Raw genomic sequence first — 19,946 nt, 5'->3', positions numbered from 1 at the left:
CAAGGTATTTGTAACACATGACTGCTGTTATTGCAGGTCATATATGTGCATGTTAGTATGTAGTTAAGTAACCAAAGAAAGGAACTATTAAAATGAAAAAACATAATACAATTACTTTTTTTAAAGGAAATTTAATAAGTAAGGTAAAGAAAATAATGCTAATTTTACTTTCTGCAATTACTTTCTGCATAATTGCACTGACCATCATTTTATTAATACAAAGTCCAGGAAAAACAAAGCCCATATTGGATAAAAACAAAAGTGTTATAAAAGGTAGTATTTCAGAAAAAGCCTATGTAAAAATTAATGGAGTTAATATGGGTATGGTTATTAAAAGTAAAAACAGCTCAAATCCAATACTACTGTTTGTTCATGGAGGTCCTGGTATGCCTGAATATCCTCTTACTGAAAAATATCCTACAGACCTTGAAAATCATTTCACAGTAGTATGGTGGGATCAAAGAGGTGCAGGATTATCTTATGAAAGTGGTATGTCAAAAGAAAAAATGACAACAGAGCAGTTTGTATCTGACACTATAGAAGTGTCTAAATATCTCCGAAATCGTTTTGGACAAGATAAAATATACCTTATGGCTCACTCCTGGGGTTCCTATATAGGTATACAAGCAGTAGCAAAAGCACCTGAATTATATCATGCTTATATTGGAATAGGACAAATATCAAATACACTGGAATCTGAAAAAATTGCCTATGACTATATGCTTAAGTATTACAAAACAACAGGAGATGAAAAAATTGTAAATAAGCTTCAGAAATTATCCTTTAAAACAACGGATCACATACCAAAAGAGTATGATCGTATAAGAGATGATGTTATGCATAGGGCAGGAATTGGAACCACTCATAAAATGGGCTCTGTAATCACAGGCATATTTATGCCGGTTATGGAGAATTCTGAGTATACCTTGAGAGAAAAAATAAATATATGGCGTGGAATGGCATTTTCAAAATCCACTGTTTTAAATAAGGAGCTTTACAGTACAGATTTAAGTACCAAGGTAACAAAGCTTGAGGTTCCAGTATACTTTTTTTCAGGAATATACGATTATACAGTAAGTTATTCCATGTCAGAAGCCTATTTAAAGAAACTTCAAGCACCTGTAAAAGGCTTTTATCTTTTTAATGAATCTGCCCATAGCCCAATGTTTGAAGAACCTGAAAAAGTTATACAAATTATACAGGAGGATATAAAAAATAAAAGTTAGCATGAACTGATTTAAATTCCATGCTAACTTTTAATAATTTAATGTCCAGTTATTAATCCAGCTAATAACCCACCATCAATTTTTATTATTTTTTCCTGTGCTTTAATGTCACCGATATGTTTTTATTTATAGTTTATGGATTAATTATATAATCTAAATACATTATTTTCAACTCATGGCAATACATTGTTTGTAAGAACAATCTTATTTTATAATTAATTGAATTTCACATTAATTTCTTTTTTTAATATTACAGCTTTGATAGTATCTTCTAAAAACAAAATAAACACCTAGTCTCACCTAAGCGTTTATTTTAAAATATACCTTATATGTACTACTATAGATTTTATTTTCCTCTAAGGTTCTGCTTCCTTAGGACATTTAAAATTTATTAGTCATCATTTAAAAATATAACTTTTTCCTGAGCATTTTTTATATTTTTATTATATTCTATATTTTAAAAATTTTCAATTTTTTTGTCGAAAATATTTTTGTTTCATAATTTTTTAGCATTTATTGCAAGCACAGCTCGATTTATAATTTTTGTTGTATTAAAAAAGCTACCTGATTATTTGGTAAATTTTTATTGATGATCTTGATTTTTATAAACAACCGAGTATAATGTAGTTATACAAATCATACTTTTCATATATTACTAACAACGAAAGGGGTAAAAACTATGAAACATCCAAATGGCAAATATGCATGGACAGTAAAAATTGGTGAGAAAGGACAATTTGTTATTCCTAAAGAAGCCAGAGATATTTTTGACATCAAGCCCGGAGATACTATTATAGTTCTTGGTGATGAGAAGAAAGGGATTGCTATCCCCCCAAAATCAATGTTTACAGAGCTAGCCGAAACAATTTTTAACCAAGACCTTCCGAAAAGAGATGATAATGAAAAATGAATGTACTTGAAGTAAAAAATCTGTGTAAAAAATATCCTGCTTTTGAGCTAAAAAACGTATCATTTTCTCTTGCAAAGGGAAAAATCACAGGATTCATAGGCAGAAATGGAGCAGGCAAATCCACAGCGTTAAAATCACTATTCAATTTTGTGCATCCTGATAATGGTGAGATCATATTTTTTGATAATAACTTTCGTGACAATGAATTTGGTACCAAACAGCGTGTAGGTTTTGTTTCTGGTGGAGTTGATTACTATTCAAAGAAAAGAATTAAAACAATTACAGCTATTACTAAATCATTTTATGATAAATGGGACGATGCTGCCTATTCCAAATATATGGCTATGTTCAAATTGGATGAAAACAAAACACCTGAACAGTTATCAGCAGGCATGAAAGTCAAATATGCCTTAACTCTTGCATTATCACATAATGCAGAGCTACTTATCCTTGATGAACCTACTAGTGGACTTGACCCTATTTCAAGAGATGATTTGCTTGATGTGTTTATGGAACTTTGTGACAACGGAATTACCATATTGTTTTCAACTCACATCACCTCTGACCTTGATAAGTGTGCTGATAATATCATTTATATCAAACACGGTATGATTTTTGCTGAATCCAACATCAAATCATTTGTAGATGGATATAAAGTTTTAGAACTTACAAAAAATCAATTAACCGAAAATTTACAACCAAAACTGATTGGTTGTAAAAAAAGCAAAAACGGTTTTTCAGCACTTATTAGGACAAAGGATATTTCATCTTTAGGTATTGATTATATAAATGCTGATTTAGAGTCAATCATGGTTCATCTTGAAAAGGAGGGAGAATAATGAGAAATCTTTTAAGAAAAGAATTATTGCTTTCTATGCATCCTACAGCACCTATTTTTCTTATTCTTTCCATGATGCTTATCATACCCAACTATACATACTACGTTGTGTTCTTTTATACAGGACTAGCTGTGTTTTTCACATGCTTAAATGGCAGAGAAAACAATGATGTTTTTTATACTCTAACACTGCCTATTGCAAAAAAAGATATTGTAAAGTCACGTTTTGCTTTTGTAATTCTTCTACAACTAGCACAGATAATTATAGCAATACCTTTTGCGATCATACGCCAAAATATGCCAGTACCTGGTAATAAGGTTGGTATGAATGCAAATATTACTTTGTTCGGCGTTTCACTTATAATGCTTGGCTTATTCAACTACATTTTCTTTAAGATTTACTACAAAGACGTTAACAAGGTAGGAGCTGCTTTTGCAAAATCAACTATTGCAATATCTGTTTACATAGTAATTGCAGAAACTTGTGTACATGTTGTACCATTTGTAAGAGATTATCTGAATGCAAAAGACCCACAGTACCTTGTTTATAAATTGATTGTATTGTCAGCAGGAATAATAATTTATACCTTTCTTACATATGTGGTTTATAGAAAATCAGTTAAAGCTTTTGAAGCTTTTGATTTATAATGTTATAGAAGCTAAATAATGGAACCTATCTAAATCAACAGACTAGCTAGTTTGTTAGCCTGTTTTTTTATTCTATCTAGAGGTTTCTTTTTAGTATATCATGTATACCACTATTGGTAACACCTGTATTGATATTATATATTGTTTCTTTAATAATTGATAAAAATTGACAAGTTACTATGAATTTTAATAGTAACTAATTAATTTGTTAATATCTTGTTGTTGAAAAGTTAATTTTCTATAATAAGTGAAGTAGTTGAAAAACAAAAAATTTTCTAATAGAGGTATTTTAAATGTTAAATGGTGCTGCAACAGCAAAGGGAGCTCTAATTATTACTCCAGAAAAGGTTATCGTTACAACACCTGGTTCCGAAAACAAGAAAGAACTGTAATTCAGTAAAATATAATATCATGATTTTACATAAGACAATCAGGTGCAGTGCCATAAAATGGCCTGCACCTTTTATAATTTTTCTACTTGTAGATATTCTGCCATCGAAAGGAAATAATGTTTTATTATAAAGAGGGTGTGAAATTGGTTAAAGTAAAAGCAGGTTAAGGTAATTTTACTTTAACCCGCTTCTTATTGTTTTTTTCTAAAATTTTATATACCTTACTTAGCAGCATCTTTATATAATCCACTCTATCCATAATGCTTAACAACTTGTTATTATATAATTTTAGCTGATATAATATTTAAACTTTCCAGTTCCTCTTTTTCTCTTGTAAAGTAAAATAACCTTTTTTTATCTTCATCCCAGCAAGTGACAACATGTACACAATCATAAGGGTTTACAGCAGGTATTAATTTTTTTATGTCAATTTCATTTTGTTTTAAAACTGATCTAATATCCTCTTTAGGTATATCTTCATATTCTAAATCACTGCCCCTTAGTTGTTCATATATCATACTTAATATATGAGAATAAAAAGAATTGGAACAAACATCCCATTCAAATAAATCATCGTTAGTTGTTATATGAATCTTGGGATTATCATTTTTTATATCTTCAACATCTACTCCTTGATACCAACATCCCTGATTTTCTATCCAAAACAATAAATAATTTTTTGTTTTTTTCAGGTCCTCAAGGGTAGTTTCTTCATCTTCGTCTTCTACTTCTTCCATTAAATAATTATAAGAAAAATCAAGCTCCTCTGGTGAAAAAATTCTATGCACACAGTTGTTAATGCCTAATTTTCCATAATGCAAATAATACTCTCTTAATAGCTTGGGCAGCTTTATATTCAATCGTTTTTCAGCTTCAGATATTTCTTCTTCTGAAAATCCTTCAATATTGTTATTATATATCTTACTTAATAATTCATAAGGGTTTAAATTATACTGCTTGCTTTCCATTGCCTGTCTCCTTTTCCACTAGCCAATATTTAATACATGTATTTACAGTATCTAAATTATATCACTTATGGATTTTTATAATCAACCCTAGTAAGCTTAAAATACATTGTGTAGTAAACTTTAGGTCAAATTGTACTTAAATAGAACATTATTAATAATATATATAGTTTTTAGTATTTTAAAATTTATTTTTATTCTCCAGCTATAGAAAGCTCCTTAACTATTACTGTTGGACTGCCAAAATATCCTTTTCCTGAAGGAATTCCAAATTTTAAATCCGAACCTAACTCTTCAATATTTTTTAGAAGATCGTAGAAATTTCCTGAAACCGTAATTTGCTCTACAGGCCTATGAACCCTTCCATCCTTTATTAACAATCCTTTAGCAGCCAATGAAAAGTCACCTGACACAGGATTTGCACCTGAATGGAGACCTTCAAGGTTTGTAATAAGAATACCATTTCCTAAGACACTAAGAATTTCTTCATAATTCTTCTTTCCTGGTTTAAAGTAAAAGTTTGATGGAGCAACCTCAACAGGTGATGAATAAGCTATTTTTGAAGCATTTCCTGTACTTTTCACTCCTTCTTTAGCTGCAGTTCTCAAATTGTGAAGCAGAGTTTTAAGTTTACCCTCTTTTACAACCTTCTTAGTATAAGCTGCAACTCCTTCAGCATCAAAAGGTCTGGACTTTAATCCTTCTTTTAGAAGTGGGTCATCCACGATGGTTACTGCATTGCTACCAATTGTTTCTCCTATCTTATCCTTTAATAAAGACATTCCCTTTTGTACACTATCCGCACTAAATATGCCTGAAAAAGTTTGAAGTAATTTAGCTGCTATATCATTTTTGAAAGCTACTCTGTACTTACCTGATTTTACTGTTTGGGCTCCTTTGTAGGCTAATGTATTACTTGCAACTTCTTTAGAAAGCCTGCTCACATCTATTTCTTCAAGACTTTTACCCGCTTTGAATGCATAACCTGAATTCATTCTTTCACCATCTTTAACAACTGCCTCAGCAAAAGCAAATATAAAGTTTGATTTAAAGGACAAATTAAGCCCCTTTGAATTTATTATTTCAGTGAAACTTTCTGCTTCATTTATTTCACTGTCAACTCTTACAATACTTTTATCCTGCTTCTTAGTCTCATCTTCCAAATCAAAAGCCAGCTTTATCTTTTCATTAACTGGAGCTTTTGAAAGCTTTTCCTCAAAGCCATCAAACTCACTATATCTGTCATTTCCCCCATATATAATTTCTTTATCCTCTTTTTCAATAACGCAAGCATTTTCTTTTGCTGAATTTACAACAAAATTAACAGCTTCTTCATCCAATATCTCAGTGTAGGCATAACCCATTTTTCCCTTGAATAATCCTCTAAAACTAAGACCTTTACTTCCGCTTACAGTATATTTATCTATTTCACCTTCAAACACCTGTATGTCAAGAGAATTTCCACTTGAATAATATATTTCATATTCGCTAAAACCACTAAGCTCTGCCTTCTCAAATACAGCTTTCTTAAATTCATCTAATGTCATCTGAAAAACCCCCTTTCTTACCTTCCACCAACAGTTATTTCAGAAACCCTTATCATAGGCTGTCCAACATTAGTAGGAATACTTCCACTAGCAGCACCACACATTCCTTGACCCTGCTGCATATCTTTTCCTACCATATCTATGTTCATGAGGATTTCGTCACCTTTACCTATCAAAGTAGCTCCTCTAACTGGTTTATCAATTTTACCATTCTTTACAAGATAACCTTCATTTACTGCAAAGTTAAATTCCCCATTAACAGGATTTACAGAACCTCCACCCATCTTTTTAGCATAGAGTCCATTGTCTATAGACGCAATAATAGACTCATTTGAGTCCTCACCTGCTGCAATAAAGGTATTAGTCATTCTTGAAGTAGGCGCATATCTATAGGATTCTCTTCTACTGCTTCCTGTCGGCTCCATGTTCATTCTTCTTCCATTAAGTTTGTCTACCATGTATCCTTTTAATATACCTTTTTCAATAAGAACCTTTTTTCTTGTTGGCATTCCTTCATCATCAATATTCAATGACCCCCAGAGATTTGGCATAGTTCCGTCATCTATTGCTGTTACCTTTTCTGATGCTATCTTCTGCCCCAGTTTTCCTGCAAAAACAGAATTTCCTTTAGCCACAGAGCTTGCCTCTAAAGAATGTCCGCAGGCTTCATGGAATATTACACCACCGAAGGCATTGTCAATTGCAACGGTCATTTTTCCAGCAGGACAAAAATCAGCATGAAGCATAGTTACAGCAGTTTCACTTGCTTTCCTAGCATAAAAAACAGGATCTATAATTTCAAACATTTCAAAGCCCATTCTTCTTCCTGGTCCCTCCATGCTCACCTGATTTTCCTTTCCGTTACTGGCAATAGACTGTATGAATAATCTTGTTCTTATTCTTCTGTCCTCTGTTAAAAGTCCTTCACTATTTGCAATGAGTATTTTTTGATCTACATCGCCATAATAAACACCTACCTGAGCAATTTCACTGCTGTAATCCTTAGCAGCTCCATAAGCTTGCTTCATTACATTTACCTTTTTCGCATTTCCTACTGAAGAAGGCACATACATTATTGGATGAATATTTGAATTTATTCTTTCCATAAGGTTAATGTCTTTTTCCTCATTACCTTCTCCTAAAGCACTTGCTGCCCTGTAAGCAGTTTCCAGCAAACCTTCTCTACTTTTATCGTTAGTATATGCATATACGCATCTTAGTCCTTTAAATATCCTTACCCCAACACCAAAATCTCTGCCGGATACAGCATTTTCAATTTTACCACTAGTCATGTTTATGTTATTTTTTATGGTATCCTCTGCAAATATTTCAGCAAAATCACCGCCACTGCGTAATGCTTTTGATAATACTTCCTGAAGTATATCTTTTGAAATCATCATATTACCAACCCCTTCCTACTTCTAAGATTAATATTCTATATTTAATTTGAAATTCCTTCCATTTTTTCGCTCTTTAGCAAGTTAAATAATATACTTCTCCATTGCTAATTGTGGCATAAAAAAGTCTTGTCCAAAGACTTCTCCTGTAAAAACAACTACTATATCTGATTCGGGTACTACAAACATATATTGTCCTCCAAATCCATTTGCATGATATCCTCCAAAATAGTTATTCCACCACAAATATCCATATCCTGCTCCAAAGTTTGTTATTTCGTTCAAGTTGTTTGGGGTATCTATATGTTTGGACGTGGAAATAGTAACCCAATGTTCAGGAATAATTTTTTCACCTTTCCATATTCCTTTATTTAAGTACATATAGCCAACCTTTGCCATATCCAATGGAGTCATTTCTATACTGCCTAACATTCCATTACTTTCTTTGTCCCACAAAACATTTGATATACCTAATGGTTCAAATAATACCCTTTTGGCATAGGAAAACACTTCTTCACCTGTGACCTTTTCTATTATAAATTGAAGTATATGTGCTACCCCACTACAATAAGTAAATTTAGTTCCTGGAAGACACTGCACAGGCCGGCTAAAGAAGTATTCCACCCAATTATCACTGTCCCACATTTCATTATAATTCTTCATATCATTCCATTCTAAACCAGTGGCCATAATTAAAAGATCTTCTATAGACATATTTTCTAATCTTCTATTTTCTTCTCTAAGTGTTATCTCTGGAAAAAAGTCTAATACCTTTTGACTGACATCTTTAATAAAACCTTGTTGAATTGATTTTCCAATTAGTGCAGAAGTTATGCTTTTAGAACATGAGTAAATGGCGTGCCTATCTTCACTTGAATATCCATTAAAACTTATATCTTTAACTATATTACCACTTTTTATAACAACTATACTATGTATAGTCTTGTTTTCTTTTTTAATAAAATCTATTAGCTCATTGATTCGACTTTCACTCATACCCTCTTTTTTCAATGTTGATACATTCCAATCACCACATTTCATTTTCTAAACCTCCCTTAACTAATTACAATTGTTTATTAAGATATAGAAATTTTTTTGTTACGCCATAAAAATACTGTAAAATTCCAATAACTCAGTGTTTTTATAAATTGTTTATTATATTTGGGCAAGTTAGTTTACTTCCATATTCTAGGGTATGACATAATCTTTATTAATTATCTTTTAAGTAATTTGGCCACATATTTATTTTATAATGCTATACATATATGAATCATGATATGTACCATGATGATAACGGTACTTTCTTAATGTACCCTCTTTTAAAAAGCCAAACTTTTCAAGTACTTTTTGTGCAATAATATTTTCTACATCAGTGTCTGCTTCTATCCTTACTATTGGATAATTATCAAATATATATTTTACTATTAAATCGAGTACAACTTTTCCATTTCCTTTATTACAGCTATCAGGATTTAGAACTAAACCAATTCGTGCAATCCCTTGCCTATAAAAGCTAAGATACACCAAACCAATTGATTTTTCTCCTCCTTCTACATTCAGCATTTGGAATTCAGAAGAGCAAAAGCCATCTTTTTCATATTGCATTTGTAGTTTACGAAATGACTCAAATTGAAATTCCTGATAATTCCCTCGTTTTTTTTGTGAATTTAATTCATATATTACTTTCAAATCACATTCTTCAATAGTTCTTATACAAATACTCCCTTGCTTAATCATTTTATTTATCATCCCCAAAACATATTTTTAAAACAATGGTGTTCTGTTATTTTTTACAATTATATGTTAATATATAGAAATTATAGCACATGTTTTATGTAATTAACATTCTATTATCACCTATATAAAAAATAGGTTTTATACAAGCTTTATTATATAAGGCATATTCAAAAAAATAACAACACTAGAAATTTAACTTATGCAGAGAAATGTAATACCAAAGCTGAAAGTAGATTTAAATATTTTTCTAATAGTCTTAGTAAAAAAGTTTAAGCGACTATCATCAAATCTCTGATTTGGTGATAGTCGCTTATTCATCTAAGTGGTGTTATGTTAACTACACTTAATTATGTTATAGTTTGAATTTAGATATAATTTGTTGTAATTCCTCCGCACTATGTTTATTAATTTCAGTAGTGGATTTTATACTTTCTAATTTTTCATTTATATTAGATGCTTTATTAGCTATTTCAGTTACACCTCTAGCTCCATCACTTACAGTGTTTGCTACTTCACCTATAGCATTAGCTATGTCAGATATAGATGAACTTAATTCTTCAGCTAAAGCACTAAAATCAAGCATAAAATTATTAACTAAATCAGCATCCTCATTGTATTTTTCACCTGTATCCATTAATTTATTATAATCCGTTAATACAGTTTGATTAATAAATTTAAGCAGTTTAGTTGAGTTATCTGATAAATCTCTTACAGAACCTACTACTTGATTAACTATATTTTGAATATTACCAGCTGTTACTGCTGATTCTTCTGCTAATTTGCCAACTTCATTAGCCACTACAGCAAAACCTTTTCCAGCTTCTCCAGCTCTAGCTGCTTCTATAGCTGCATTAAGCGCAAGCAAATTTGTTTGTTCTGTAATACTAAGTATAGATGAGGACAACTCATTTATTTTTTCAATAGATTTAGAATTTTCAATAGCCTTTTCTAAATCAGTTTTTACTGAAGTATATATTGAATTAGCTTTTGTGCTAGATTCAACTGCCGAACTTTTAAGTTTTTCTGCTCTTTCAGCAATAGCATTAGCATTACTTAAACCATCTGTAGCTTTTTCAGCCATAGAATTTACTGCATTCCCCATTTCGTCAGAAGAAGCTGAAACTTCTTCTACTGTAGCCGCATTTTGTTCCATACCTGCTGAAAGATTTTGGCTTTCAGATGCTGTTTGCTCAGCATAACCTTTTAATTCAACAGTTAAACTTTCAACTAACGCTGCATTTGAATTTATAGTTTGTGAAGCTGAACTTAAGCTTTCAACCATTTCTCTTAGAATTTTTCTCATACTGCCAACTGCCTTAAAAATTTCTCCTACTTCATCATTATATTTATACAATCCCTCATAATCTTTATCATCTTTCAAATCCAAATCACAGGTTCTATTTACAAGTTCAGTTATTTCTACAATAGGTTTTGTAATTTTTAGTGAAAATAAATATCCTACTCCCATAGCTATTAATGATAATATACTTGCTATAATTATTATTAAGTATGTCATATTTCTTACATCTTTAGTAACTTCGACTGCATCACCAGTAGTTACTAAAACCCAGTTTGTTTCAGGAACTATCGAATATGCTGCTATTTTTTTCTCATTATTATAAGTATACTTAAGTATATCTCCCTTTACATTTTCGCCACTATCTAATTTATTAGCTATACTTTTTATCTCAGTAACATCTGCAGCTTTACCTATTTTTTCTTTAGTAGGATGGTAAATTAAATTTCCTTTATAATCAACTAGAAAAACATAACTTGATGGGCAGTTGCTTATTTTTGCATTATTTAAATATTTTGAAAAGCTACTTCCAATAACTGTTGTACCTACATACCCTATAACTTCATTACCGCTTTTTATAGGATTTGTAAAAACTATTATAGGAATATTAGTAGTTTTACATAAAACCATTTCACTTATAGATGCTTTACCTTCTAAGGTTGGTTTATTGTAAGATCTATCAGTTAAACTTTTGCCTATAGAATCTTTAAGACTGCTTGATATTATAGTTCCCTTTGTATCTACTATAAAAATTTGATCAAGATTTTTTGCCTCCTTTGCATAAGCTTCTAGTGTAACTTCCATATCTTGATTCTGTTTAATAAATGTATCGCTACTTTCAGACTCTTTTGCTGATTTAAGCAAATTTATAACTACATTTTTTTCTGAAAAAATCCTAACTGCCATTTGCTCTTTTTCAACCATTGTACTTATAGTTTCAACCAACCTATTAGATATTTGCTGCATTTCCATATCCGTCTTACTAGTTATTATACTGCTTGAGCGATTGCTCATAAATAAAGTTGTCGTTACCATTAATATTACTATAATCGATGCTATCAGTAATGGGATTTTTTTCTTTATTGACATAAAATGCCCCCTCTCCTTTATTAAAATATATACTTGTATAATCGTTACTTTTCCAAAAAATATTGAAATGTATTTTTTGGAATCTATATGCCATTATACAAATTTGATATGCTATTTCTAACAATCAACTTACATTGGAAAATTTAGGGAATTGAACAATTAGTATTTTAAAATTTAGGATGAGTTTATTCAAAATTTCTTAATTAATGTGATATCTAAATCACCACCACTATAACTTCTCAGAGAAGATAACTCACTTTTACAATCCACTAATAACTATGAAGTAAATTAAATGATTAAAAAATGTGAAATTTACTCAAATTATTATAAAGTAACAAATTAATTTATTTAATGAAGGGAAAACAAAGTATGTTATTATTTATAATTATTGGTATATCCTCATCAATAGGACTTTGGGTTGGAATTGTTAAAAATAATAAAAGGCTATTAAAAACCTCTTTGATAGTATTATTGCTAGATATTTTTCTTTTTATAATAGGCACTATTATGTACGCAATATATGAGTAATAATAGTGTTTTCTGATATAAATAAAACTTTTAATCATCCTTAAAGAAACACTTTAGAATGATTAAAAGTTTTTATCCTACTGAAGTTTCGCAGCATATACAATGATGCAAGTTAATTGTCAGTGATGTTTATCTATATATCAATTCCTTATTCTTTAACTTCTACGAATTTATTTTCAGTTTCTGAATATTCATAAGTACATCCCAAATTGCTAAAAACCTCTTCTAATAAAGGTTCAAAGGATAGTACATCTTCTAACGATATTATTTTAGCGTTAGCATAATCATCCAGGAAATGAAATAGACACTAAGAATTTCCCATTATTATAAAAAGCTTCTATTGTTCCATTTAACCGTTTGGTAATTTCCTTAGCTATTGCCAAGCCTAATCCTGTAGTATTTTTATTTCTAGATTTATCCTTTGTGTAAAAACGTTCAAAGATATAATCTAGATCATCCTTGGTCATAGGTTCACTAAGATTGGAAAAAGTAAATGTATATCCATCTGATTCCTGAATTTCAAAACAATATTCTCCCTTACCATGTACAATTGCATTAAATAAAATGTTTGAAAATATTCTTTTCACTCCTTGTTCATCTCCTAGTATCATGCAGGGTTGCTCTGGCAAATGAACAGTTGGTTCTTGTCCTTTTTTATAAAAATCGTCATAGTACATGGCAAGTGTATCTACCAAAATTTTTTTTGCATCTATAGTCACATGTTCATAAGTAATCTCACCTGATTCAATACGTACATACTCAAATAATTGTTCCAGCAGCATCTTAACCATATTTTGTCGTTCTAATATTATCGCTAAGTACTCTTGGTGTTCTTCCTCTGTAGAACTTGTTTGTAGCATTTGAACGTACCCACTAGCAGTTGTAAGCGGAGTGCGTAAATCATGTGAAATATTAGTTATGCTCTGTCTAAAATTCTTGTTTAACCTTTTAATTCGTATACGGGACAGTCTGACATCTCCTATTAACTTATTGAGCTGATTAATAAGGTTTGCAATATCCTTTTGTTTTGCTACTACTGTCAATAACTGATTGGTATCTGTTAAATTCATAATTTCCTCTAATTGTTTTGTAATATGCTTAATATTCCTGCGATAATACAGATGATAAAAAACAAGTATGATAAACATAAACATTAATAAAAAAGTTGTAACTATCCAAATGCTTTCCATATTAACTCCTTTGCATTACTTAATCCGTACCTATAACAAATATAACAATTATACTATTTCGTCCTTCATTGCTTCTATAATATTGCTTTTCTTAACTGATTTTGAAGAAAACCAATAGGATAAAAATATAGCTACAAATATTAGTATAGCATAAATTGAAATTGCTTCACCTGGAAAAACAGTCATAAATTCATTCCATATTATTGATGCTAAGCTTAACATATAACAACAAATAATGATCACCACTGGAATACTAATAATAATTGGTTTTAATGCAAAGAACAGACCTTCTAATATCAACATTTTATTTAATCCTTTAGGTGTTAATCCCACTGACCGAAGCATAGCAAATTCTTTTCTACGCAGCCTGATATTATTTGAAACCGTGGAAAATGCATTAAAAACACCAATTATGCCAATCATTAATGCAACAGCATAAACACCAACTGTAATAGCTTTCTGAAGCAGTTCTTTATGATTCCTCTCTTCCACTAAAGTCCATATTCTAAAGTCCTGTGAACCTAAGTAGGAATTACAAATCTTTGTTATTTTTTCCTTTACCTTTGGACTAACCTTATCTCCCACTAGCAAATCAATTGACATTATGCTAGACTCAAGCTTACGATCTGATGAAAAGCCACTAACTATCTGCTCATAATTTTTCATAGGAATAATAAAAGCTAAGCTATATCTATTCCCTCCAAGGTCGCTAGGAGAAACTTCTGTAACATGTCCTATTTGAACATCAAATTTATTATTTGTTTCCATATCATCTTCTACTTTTTCATGTAAAAGCATTTTACTTCCTTGTTTTATATTTAATAGAGGTATTTGTTGTACAACCTTTGAATTATCAGGTTTGTGATATGTGCTATTTAGAAGTATACCTGCTACTGTACCTTCCTTATAATATTTGTCAGCATCAGTGCCAACTTCTTTGCAATACTTTTTGAAGGATTTATCGCTTAATCCAACTAAGTTTACTATAATCCTATACTTTCCATTTTCCTTTATTACATTATACTTATAGTTTAGTCCAGCAAATCCACCAGATTTAGCAAAAATATTTGACTCCTCATCTGATGTTACATAGGTTGAAGTACGTACCTGCCTTTTAACCACACTATCTTGAACTTCAGGTAGTGAGATAATTTCATTAATCATTTTATCGCTTGGTTCATCAACAATATCTAGATTAAGCTTAACATCATGACTAACCGCTTTGTTATTCTTAGAATCAGCTAAATTATATATTGAAATAATACTAATATATCCTGCTATTAATATAAAACACATTGAAAGAGATAGGATAGCTGTACGTAAGCTTCTCTTATTAGCGGAAAATTGCGCACCTGCCAGTTCACCTTCTATACCAAATATTCTATTGATTATTGAAGTGCGTTTTTGCTTTTTAATTTTTATGTTTTGATTATTCTGACGTATTCCAGAAATAGCTGGCACCTTCGCCACTTTTCTTGCCGGAATATATGCTGAGATTAAAACAGTAATTAAGGAGATGATTACAGAAAAAGCAATTACTGCCCATGAAAAGGAAACATGTATACTCTTATAATTTTCTGTAATACTAAGAATTCCATTAACCTTAGAAAATACAATATAACTAAATGCATATCCTATCATTAAACCAATTGGCAGCTGAATAATCCACAGCAAAAATCCTTCATAAAGCACAGAATACTTAATTTGTCTTGGAGTTGCTCCTAAACTTTTTAAAATGCTCAATTCCTTAATTCGGCTGTTAGCAGATAAAGAGAATGCATTATATATAATGAGAACAAATGCACCCATAACTAATAAAAATAGAATTGCAACTATAGCGAAAATTATAGCAAATTCAGTGTTTGTATTGCTTTTATCGCTAATTCCATATAAACTTAATAACTGGGTATTATACTTAACTTCATACTGTCCATATTCATCTTTGGCTAATCCAGCAGACTTTGCCACTTTGGGTAATTCTTTATATATGTTACGAGGATTCACAAGACGCATATAAACCGTAAGTTTATCGCTTGACTGAATATCTGAAAGCTTCAAATACCCCATAGCAATATATCCTGGATAAGCTGAAATTCCAGAAATGTCTAATTCTCCAACTATTGTGTAAGTTTTAGTTCCTGTTTTCTCAAAGATTTCACTAGAATTTTTGTAAGCTTGAGTTTCAATTATTTTATTATCTATCATACGATTACCTATGGGAAGTGTTAATTTGTCACCAATTTTATAGGTAGGATTATCTGTAAAGAATAATTTTGATACGACGATTTCTCCAGTTTTTTTAGGAAGGCTGCCTCTTGTAAGATTGTTTTTCAGATTCATGTCGGTCCAAAAATTTTTATCTGCATCTCTCATTAATAGATATGGACGTTTTGTATTAGAAAGTTTAGCAGTAACCCAGTTTCCTTTAATCATTGTAGCTTCAACAGCTGGATTTTCTGTAACATATTTTAATTTATCACCAGATACGTTATCCCATAATTCTCCCTGCCAATAACCTGATTTTTCAATTGTTGAATTTACCCTTGTATCCCATATAGAATATAGAAATATACATAATGAACACAACAGTGCAGAAGCAATTATTATAGCAACTAATATAGAAATTGTATGTCGCTTATTCTTTTTTATTTGGTGATACGTGTATTCATTCATAATTTTCACTGCTTGCTCACCTCGTCTGATACTATTTTGCCATCAACAATTGTAATCACTCTATCCGCTGATAAGGCAATTTCTTCGTCATGTGTAATCATCACAATTGTCTGGTTGTATTCCTTATTTGAAAGTTTCAACAGGTCAAGAGTTGCCTTGGTGTTTTTTCTATCAAGATTACCAGTAGGCTCATCAGCCAAAATAATGGATGGCTTATAAATTAATGAACGCCCTATAGCAACTCTTTGCTGCTGCCCCCCAGAAAGCTGGTTTGGCAAATGATTAAGCCTTTCTGTTAAGCCAAGCATCCCTACAATCTCATCAAATTCCTCTTGTTTAGGTTTTACACCATCTAACAGCATAGGCAGCATTATATTCTTTTCCACATTCAGTGTAGGAATTAGGTTATAAGATTGATAAATTAGTCCTATTTTTCGTCGACGAAATAAAGCCGACTGGGTTTCATTCATTGATGAAATATCGGTTCCCTCTATATATATTTTCCCCTTTGTAGGACGATCCACACTTCCTAACATATGCAAAAGTGTAGATTTTCCTGATCCACTTGGTCCAATTATTGAAACAAATTCGCCTTTTTCTACTCTCAAATTCAAGTTATCTAATGCAATAACCTTTGTATCTTCAGTTCCATAGATTTTTGAAAGATTTTCTGTTCTTAATATATCCAAAATATTCTCTCCTCTCTCCTTTAGCACACAATTCTCAAATCATCTAATTTATCTAAATACATTTTGTAATATACCTTACAAAGTTTTGTTCATTTTTATCAATCAATCTACATCTCTCTTTGAGAATAGTAAACTAGATGCAAAAATTGTAACTATTCCAATTAACAAAAATGCAATTGAATAATTCACAACATCCTCTGGTTTTGAATTTAAATTAACTATGGTACTACGCATATTTGTAAGGGAGTACCTTTTAAAAGCATCATTTTTTGTTATCAAAGTAAACAGGCTTACTATGAAACTGCTGCTTGCCACTAACAAAATAGAAATTATAATTGTAATACCTTCGTTTTTTAATAGATAAGATAAAAAAGCACCAATTCCTGCAGTACCCCAAAACATGCAAATCATTCCAATATTCATTCGAATAAATGCAGCTGCATCAACTTGTCCTAGTTGAAATAGCATTATAGTTGATAATAAATTTAAAATGCCAAAACCTAATAGAATTATTGTAATGGCAGAAGACATCGCTATATACTGTCCAAAAACTAATTTCCATCTGGCTATTCCATGACAAGTCATTTGTCGTATATTTCCACCAGAGTATTCAGCAGTAATCATACAAGCCACAAATATGAGGATCATATAGAAAATAAAATCTGCACTATAGGATTCTTGATAACTAGAAATTGCCGTTTCCATCATCCGATGTTTTGTCCCAGTAGAAAGAGAAGTTGATCTTTCTATTAATATAGAAACAAAGGCAATAACATTCATTGCTAGCAATATAACTGAAACAACATGAAAAATCCTGCTTCTAAATATTTTATAAAATTCACTAGAAATTACATTCATCATTATTAATTCCCTCCTGTATTCCTTATGCTGTCCTAAACAATTATTAATTGTTTAGCCTCCCATCAACTTTACAAAATATCCTTCTATATCATTGCCTTCTAAGCAAATCCTTGATACTAAAACACCATTTTCAACCAATTCTTTATTAATTTGTTCTGGTATATCCAAATAATCATAAATGCAAATTTTTCCTTCATCAAATACTTTGAAATCTGAGCTGTTAATGTTATTTTTTAAAACGTAGGCTGCTTTTTCAGAATTACTCACTATAATGGTAAGACACTTTTTGCAGCGTTCTTCCAATTCTACTGCTTGAAATTCATCAATAAGTACTCCTTTATGTATGACTCCATATTTTGTTGCAATCTTAGTAAGTTCTCCTAAAATATGAGAGGAAATCAAAATAGTAATTTCATTTTCACTATTTAATTTTAATAGTAATTCTCTAACTTCTTTAATACCAGAGGGATCTAATCCATTAATAGGCTCATCTAGGATAAGAAAATCAGGATTACCTAATAAGGAAATTGCAATGGATAAACGCTGTTTCATACCAAGAGAAAAAGCTTTAGTTTTCTTTTTTCCTGTATTTTGTAAACCAACTAAGCTTAGAACCTCATCCGCATTACCATAGTCTGTAATACCAAGCAGCTTATCATAATAAATCAAGTTTTCCCTTGCTGTCATGTTAGGATAAAGTGCTGGCTGTTCAATAACACATCCCATTCTTTTTCTGGCTTTTTCTAAATTGCTACTTTCAAACAGTTGAATATCCCCCTGATCCTTATAAATAAGTCCACAGGCAATTTTCATAATTGTTGTTTTGCCTGCACCGTTTTTCCCTATTAAACCGTAAATATCGCCCTTTTCAATATTAAGATTAACCTTATTTACAGCTATTTGTTTTCCGTATTTTTTAGTTAAATCATTAGTTTGTAATACTAAACTCATATATTTTTACCTCCTTCTTTCTAAGATAAAGTATTATTTAATGCTATATTTAAATAATAAATGAAAGGTATTAAAATAGAATTTAGAATTTATCAAGAAAGTATCAAGTTTGATAAATTAATTGTCTTGCATTTTATATCCTATTCCCCAAACTGTTTTTATGTATTCTTCTCCATGTTTCAATTTATTACGCAAATTACTAACATGTACTGTTACCACTCTTTCATCCATAATATATTCTTCAGACCAAACACTCTCAAATATATTCTGTTTGGTAAATACTTTTCTAGGACTACTAATTAATAATTCTAATATACTATACTCTTTTACAGTAAGTTCAATAGGCTCATTATTAATAGTTACAATATGATTTTCATTATCTAAAGCCAAATCTTTAAATCGAAATATGTTGGTTTTATCTATGGTTGTACCCTTATTCATTCTTCTTAATACTGCACCTATCCGTACAATTAATTCTTCATTGTTAAATGGCTTTGTTATATAATCATCTGCCCCATGTCGAATCAATTCAAGTTTAGTGTTTAAATCATCTTTTGCTGATACACATATAATAGGAATTTGAAACTGTTCATTAATCTTCGCTAAAATTTCTTCCCCACTTAATCCTGGCAGCATTAAGTCCAATAAAATTAAATCAAAAGACTCTTTTTCTAATAATAAAAGCGCTTCTGTACCAGAAAACGCAGCTACTGCTTCATATTCATTTTTTCTCAACAAAGTTTGTACCATTTTATTGATTTTAGGATCATCCTCTACAACTAATATCTTTTTCATCCTTATCTCTCCTTCTAGACAGAATATTGGAAAACGTCTCATCCATAAACAGAGTTCTTGGCATCAGATGGAGTTTTAATTCCACCTGATGCTTAGGAATCGTTATCCAGGGACGTAGCCGCTCGGAACGTACGCTTAAGGAAGCGTGAGTATTAGAGCGGGTAGTCATCGGATAAATTATGTTCATAATTTTAATCTAAAGTTATCCACTAT

General features: G+C 30.8%; 16 protein-coding genes. 4 read left to right on the top strand and 12 right to left on the bottom strand.

The features are described 5' to 3' along the window. Positions 1-92: 92 nt before the first annotated feature. The 4 genes from HBE96_RS10150 (at position 93) to HBE96_RS10135 (ending at position 3,622) form a co-directional block, all read left to right on the top strand. Entirely contained in the window at positions 93-1,226 is a 1,134-nt protein-coding gene (locus HBE96_RS10150; RefSeq protein ID WP_169297657.1) for an alpha/beta fold hydrolase, read from the top strand. A 679-nt stretch (positions 1,227-1,905) separates the two neighbouring features. Further along, positions 1,906-2,136 carry an AbrB/MazE/SpoVT family DNA-binding domain-containing protein gene (locus tag HBE96_RS10145; RefSeq protein WP_169297656.1) on the top strand — a complete coding sequence of 77 codons (231 nt, stop codon included), beginning with the start codon at positions 1,906-1,908 and terminating at the stop codon, positions 2,134-2,136. Beyond that, positions 2,133-2,975, top strand: a complete 843-nt coding sequence (locus HBE96_RS10140) for an ABC transporter ATP-binding protein (RefSeq protein WP_169297655.1) — start codon at positions 2,133-2,135, stop codon at positions 2,973-2,975. Before HBE96_RS10145 ends, HBE96_RS10140 begins: the two co-directional genes overlap by 4 nt. Further along, on the top strand, positions 2,975-3,622 hold the full coding sequence (locus tag HBE96_RS10135) for an ABC-2 transporter permease (protein ID WP_169297654.1): 648 nt from the start codon (positions 2,975-2,977) through the stop codon (positions 3,620-3,622). The genes HBE96_RS10140 and HBE96_RS10135 overlap by 1 nt, the downstream gene beginning before the upstream one ends. A gap of 670 nt (positions 3,623-4,292) precedes the next feature. Here the strand turns inward: HBE96_RS10135 and HBE96_RS10125 are convergent. The 12 genes from HBE96_RS10125 to HBE96_RS10070 all read right to left on the bottom strand — a co-directional run bounded on the left by HBE96_RS10125 (position 4,293) and on the right by HBE96_RS10070 (position 19,733). Continuing rightward, positions 4,293-4,982, bottom strand: coding sequence for an SMI1/KNR4 family protein (locus tag HBE96_RS10125; RefSeq protein ID WP_169297653.1), 690 nt, complete (start codon positions 4,980-4,982; stop codon positions 4,293-4,295). 191 nt (positions 4,983-5,173) lie between these two features. Next, positions 5,174-6,526 carry a TldD/PmbA family protein gene (locus tag HBE96_RS10120; RefSeq protein WP_169297652.1) on the bottom strand — a complete coding sequence of 451 codons (1,353 nt, stop codon included), beginning with the start codon at positions 6,524-6,526 and terminating at the stop codon, positions 5,174-5,176. A gap of 17 nt (positions 6,527-6,543) precedes the next feature. Next, the gene (locus tag HBE96_RS10115; RefSeq protein ID WP_169297698.1) at positions 6,544-7,923 is read right to left on the bottom strand and encodes a TldD/PmbA family protein; all 1,380 of its coding nucleotides are present in this window, start codon (positions 7,921-7,923) and stop codon (positions 6,544-6,546) included. Positions 7,924-8,007: 84 nt separating this feature from the next. Next, the gene (locus HBE96_RS10110) at positions 8,008-8,964 is read right to left on the bottom strand and encodes a serine hydrolase domain-containing protein (RefSeq protein WP_169297651.1); all 957 of its coding nucleotides are present in this window, start codon (positions 8,962-8,964) and stop codon (positions 8,008-8,010) included. 201 nt (positions 8,965-9,165) lie between these two features. Beyond that, complete coding sequence (locus HBE96_RS10105; RefSeq protein ID WP_169297650.1) at positions 9,166-9,660, bottom strand: GNAT family N-acetyltransferase; 495 nt, start codon at positions 9,658-9,660, stop codon at positions 9,166-9,168. Positions 9,661-10,012: 352 nt separating this feature from the next. Further along, positions 10,013-12,046: a methyl-accepting chemotaxis protein gene (locus HBE96_RS10100; RefSeq protein ID WP_169297649.1), complete on the bottom strand. Its 2,034-nt coding sequence runs from the start codon at positions 12,044-12,046 to the stop codon at positions 10,013-10,015. A gap of 812 nt (positions 12,047-12,858) precedes the next feature. Beyond that, entirely contained in the window at positions 12,859-13,764 is a 906-nt protein-coding gene (locus HBE96_RS10095; protein WP_169297648.1) for a sensor histidine kinase, read from the bottom strand. 48 nt (positions 13,765-13,812) lie between these two features. After that, positions 13,813-16,437: an ABC transporter permease gene (locus tag HBE96_RS10090; RefSeq protein WP_206154887.1), complete on the bottom strand. Its 2,625-nt coding sequence runs from the start codon at positions 16,435-16,437 to the stop codon at positions 13,813-13,815. A 5-nt stretch (positions 16,438-16,442) separates the two neighbouring features. After that, positions 16,443-17,126: an ABC transporter ATP-binding protein gene (locus HBE96_RS10085; protein ID WP_169297646.1), complete on the bottom strand. Its 684-nt coding sequence runs from the start codon at positions 17,124-17,126 to the stop codon at positions 16,443-16,445. A 102-nt stretch (positions 17,127-17,228) separates the two neighbouring features. Beyond that, positions 17,229-17,987, bottom strand: coding sequence for an ABC transporter permease (locus HBE96_RS10080; RefSeq protein WP_169297645.1), 759 nt, complete (start codon positions 17,985-17,987; stop codon positions 17,229-17,231). Between the two features lie 51 nt (positions 17,988-18,038). Beyond that, positions 18,039-18,938: an ABC transporter ATP-binding protein gene (locus HBE96_RS10075; RefSeq protein WP_169297644.1), complete on the bottom strand. Its 900-nt coding sequence runs from the start codon at positions 18,936-18,938 to the stop codon at positions 18,039-18,041. A 117-nt stretch (positions 18,939-19,055) separates the two neighbouring features. Then, positions 19,056-19,733, bottom strand: a complete 678-nt coding sequence (locus HBE96_RS10070; protein WP_169297643.1) for a response regulator transcription factor — start codon at positions 19,731-19,733, stop codon at positions 19,056-19,058. Positions 19,734-19,946: the final 213 nt, after the last annotated feature.

The organism is Clostridium muellerianum (assembly GCF_012926525.1).
Lineage (GTDB): Bacteria > Bacillota > Clostridia > Clostridiales > Clostridiaceae > Clostridium_AM > Clostridium_AM muellerianum.
Note: the sequence above shows the minus strand (reverse complement) of the source record. Positions and strands in the feature narration are given on the sequence as shown.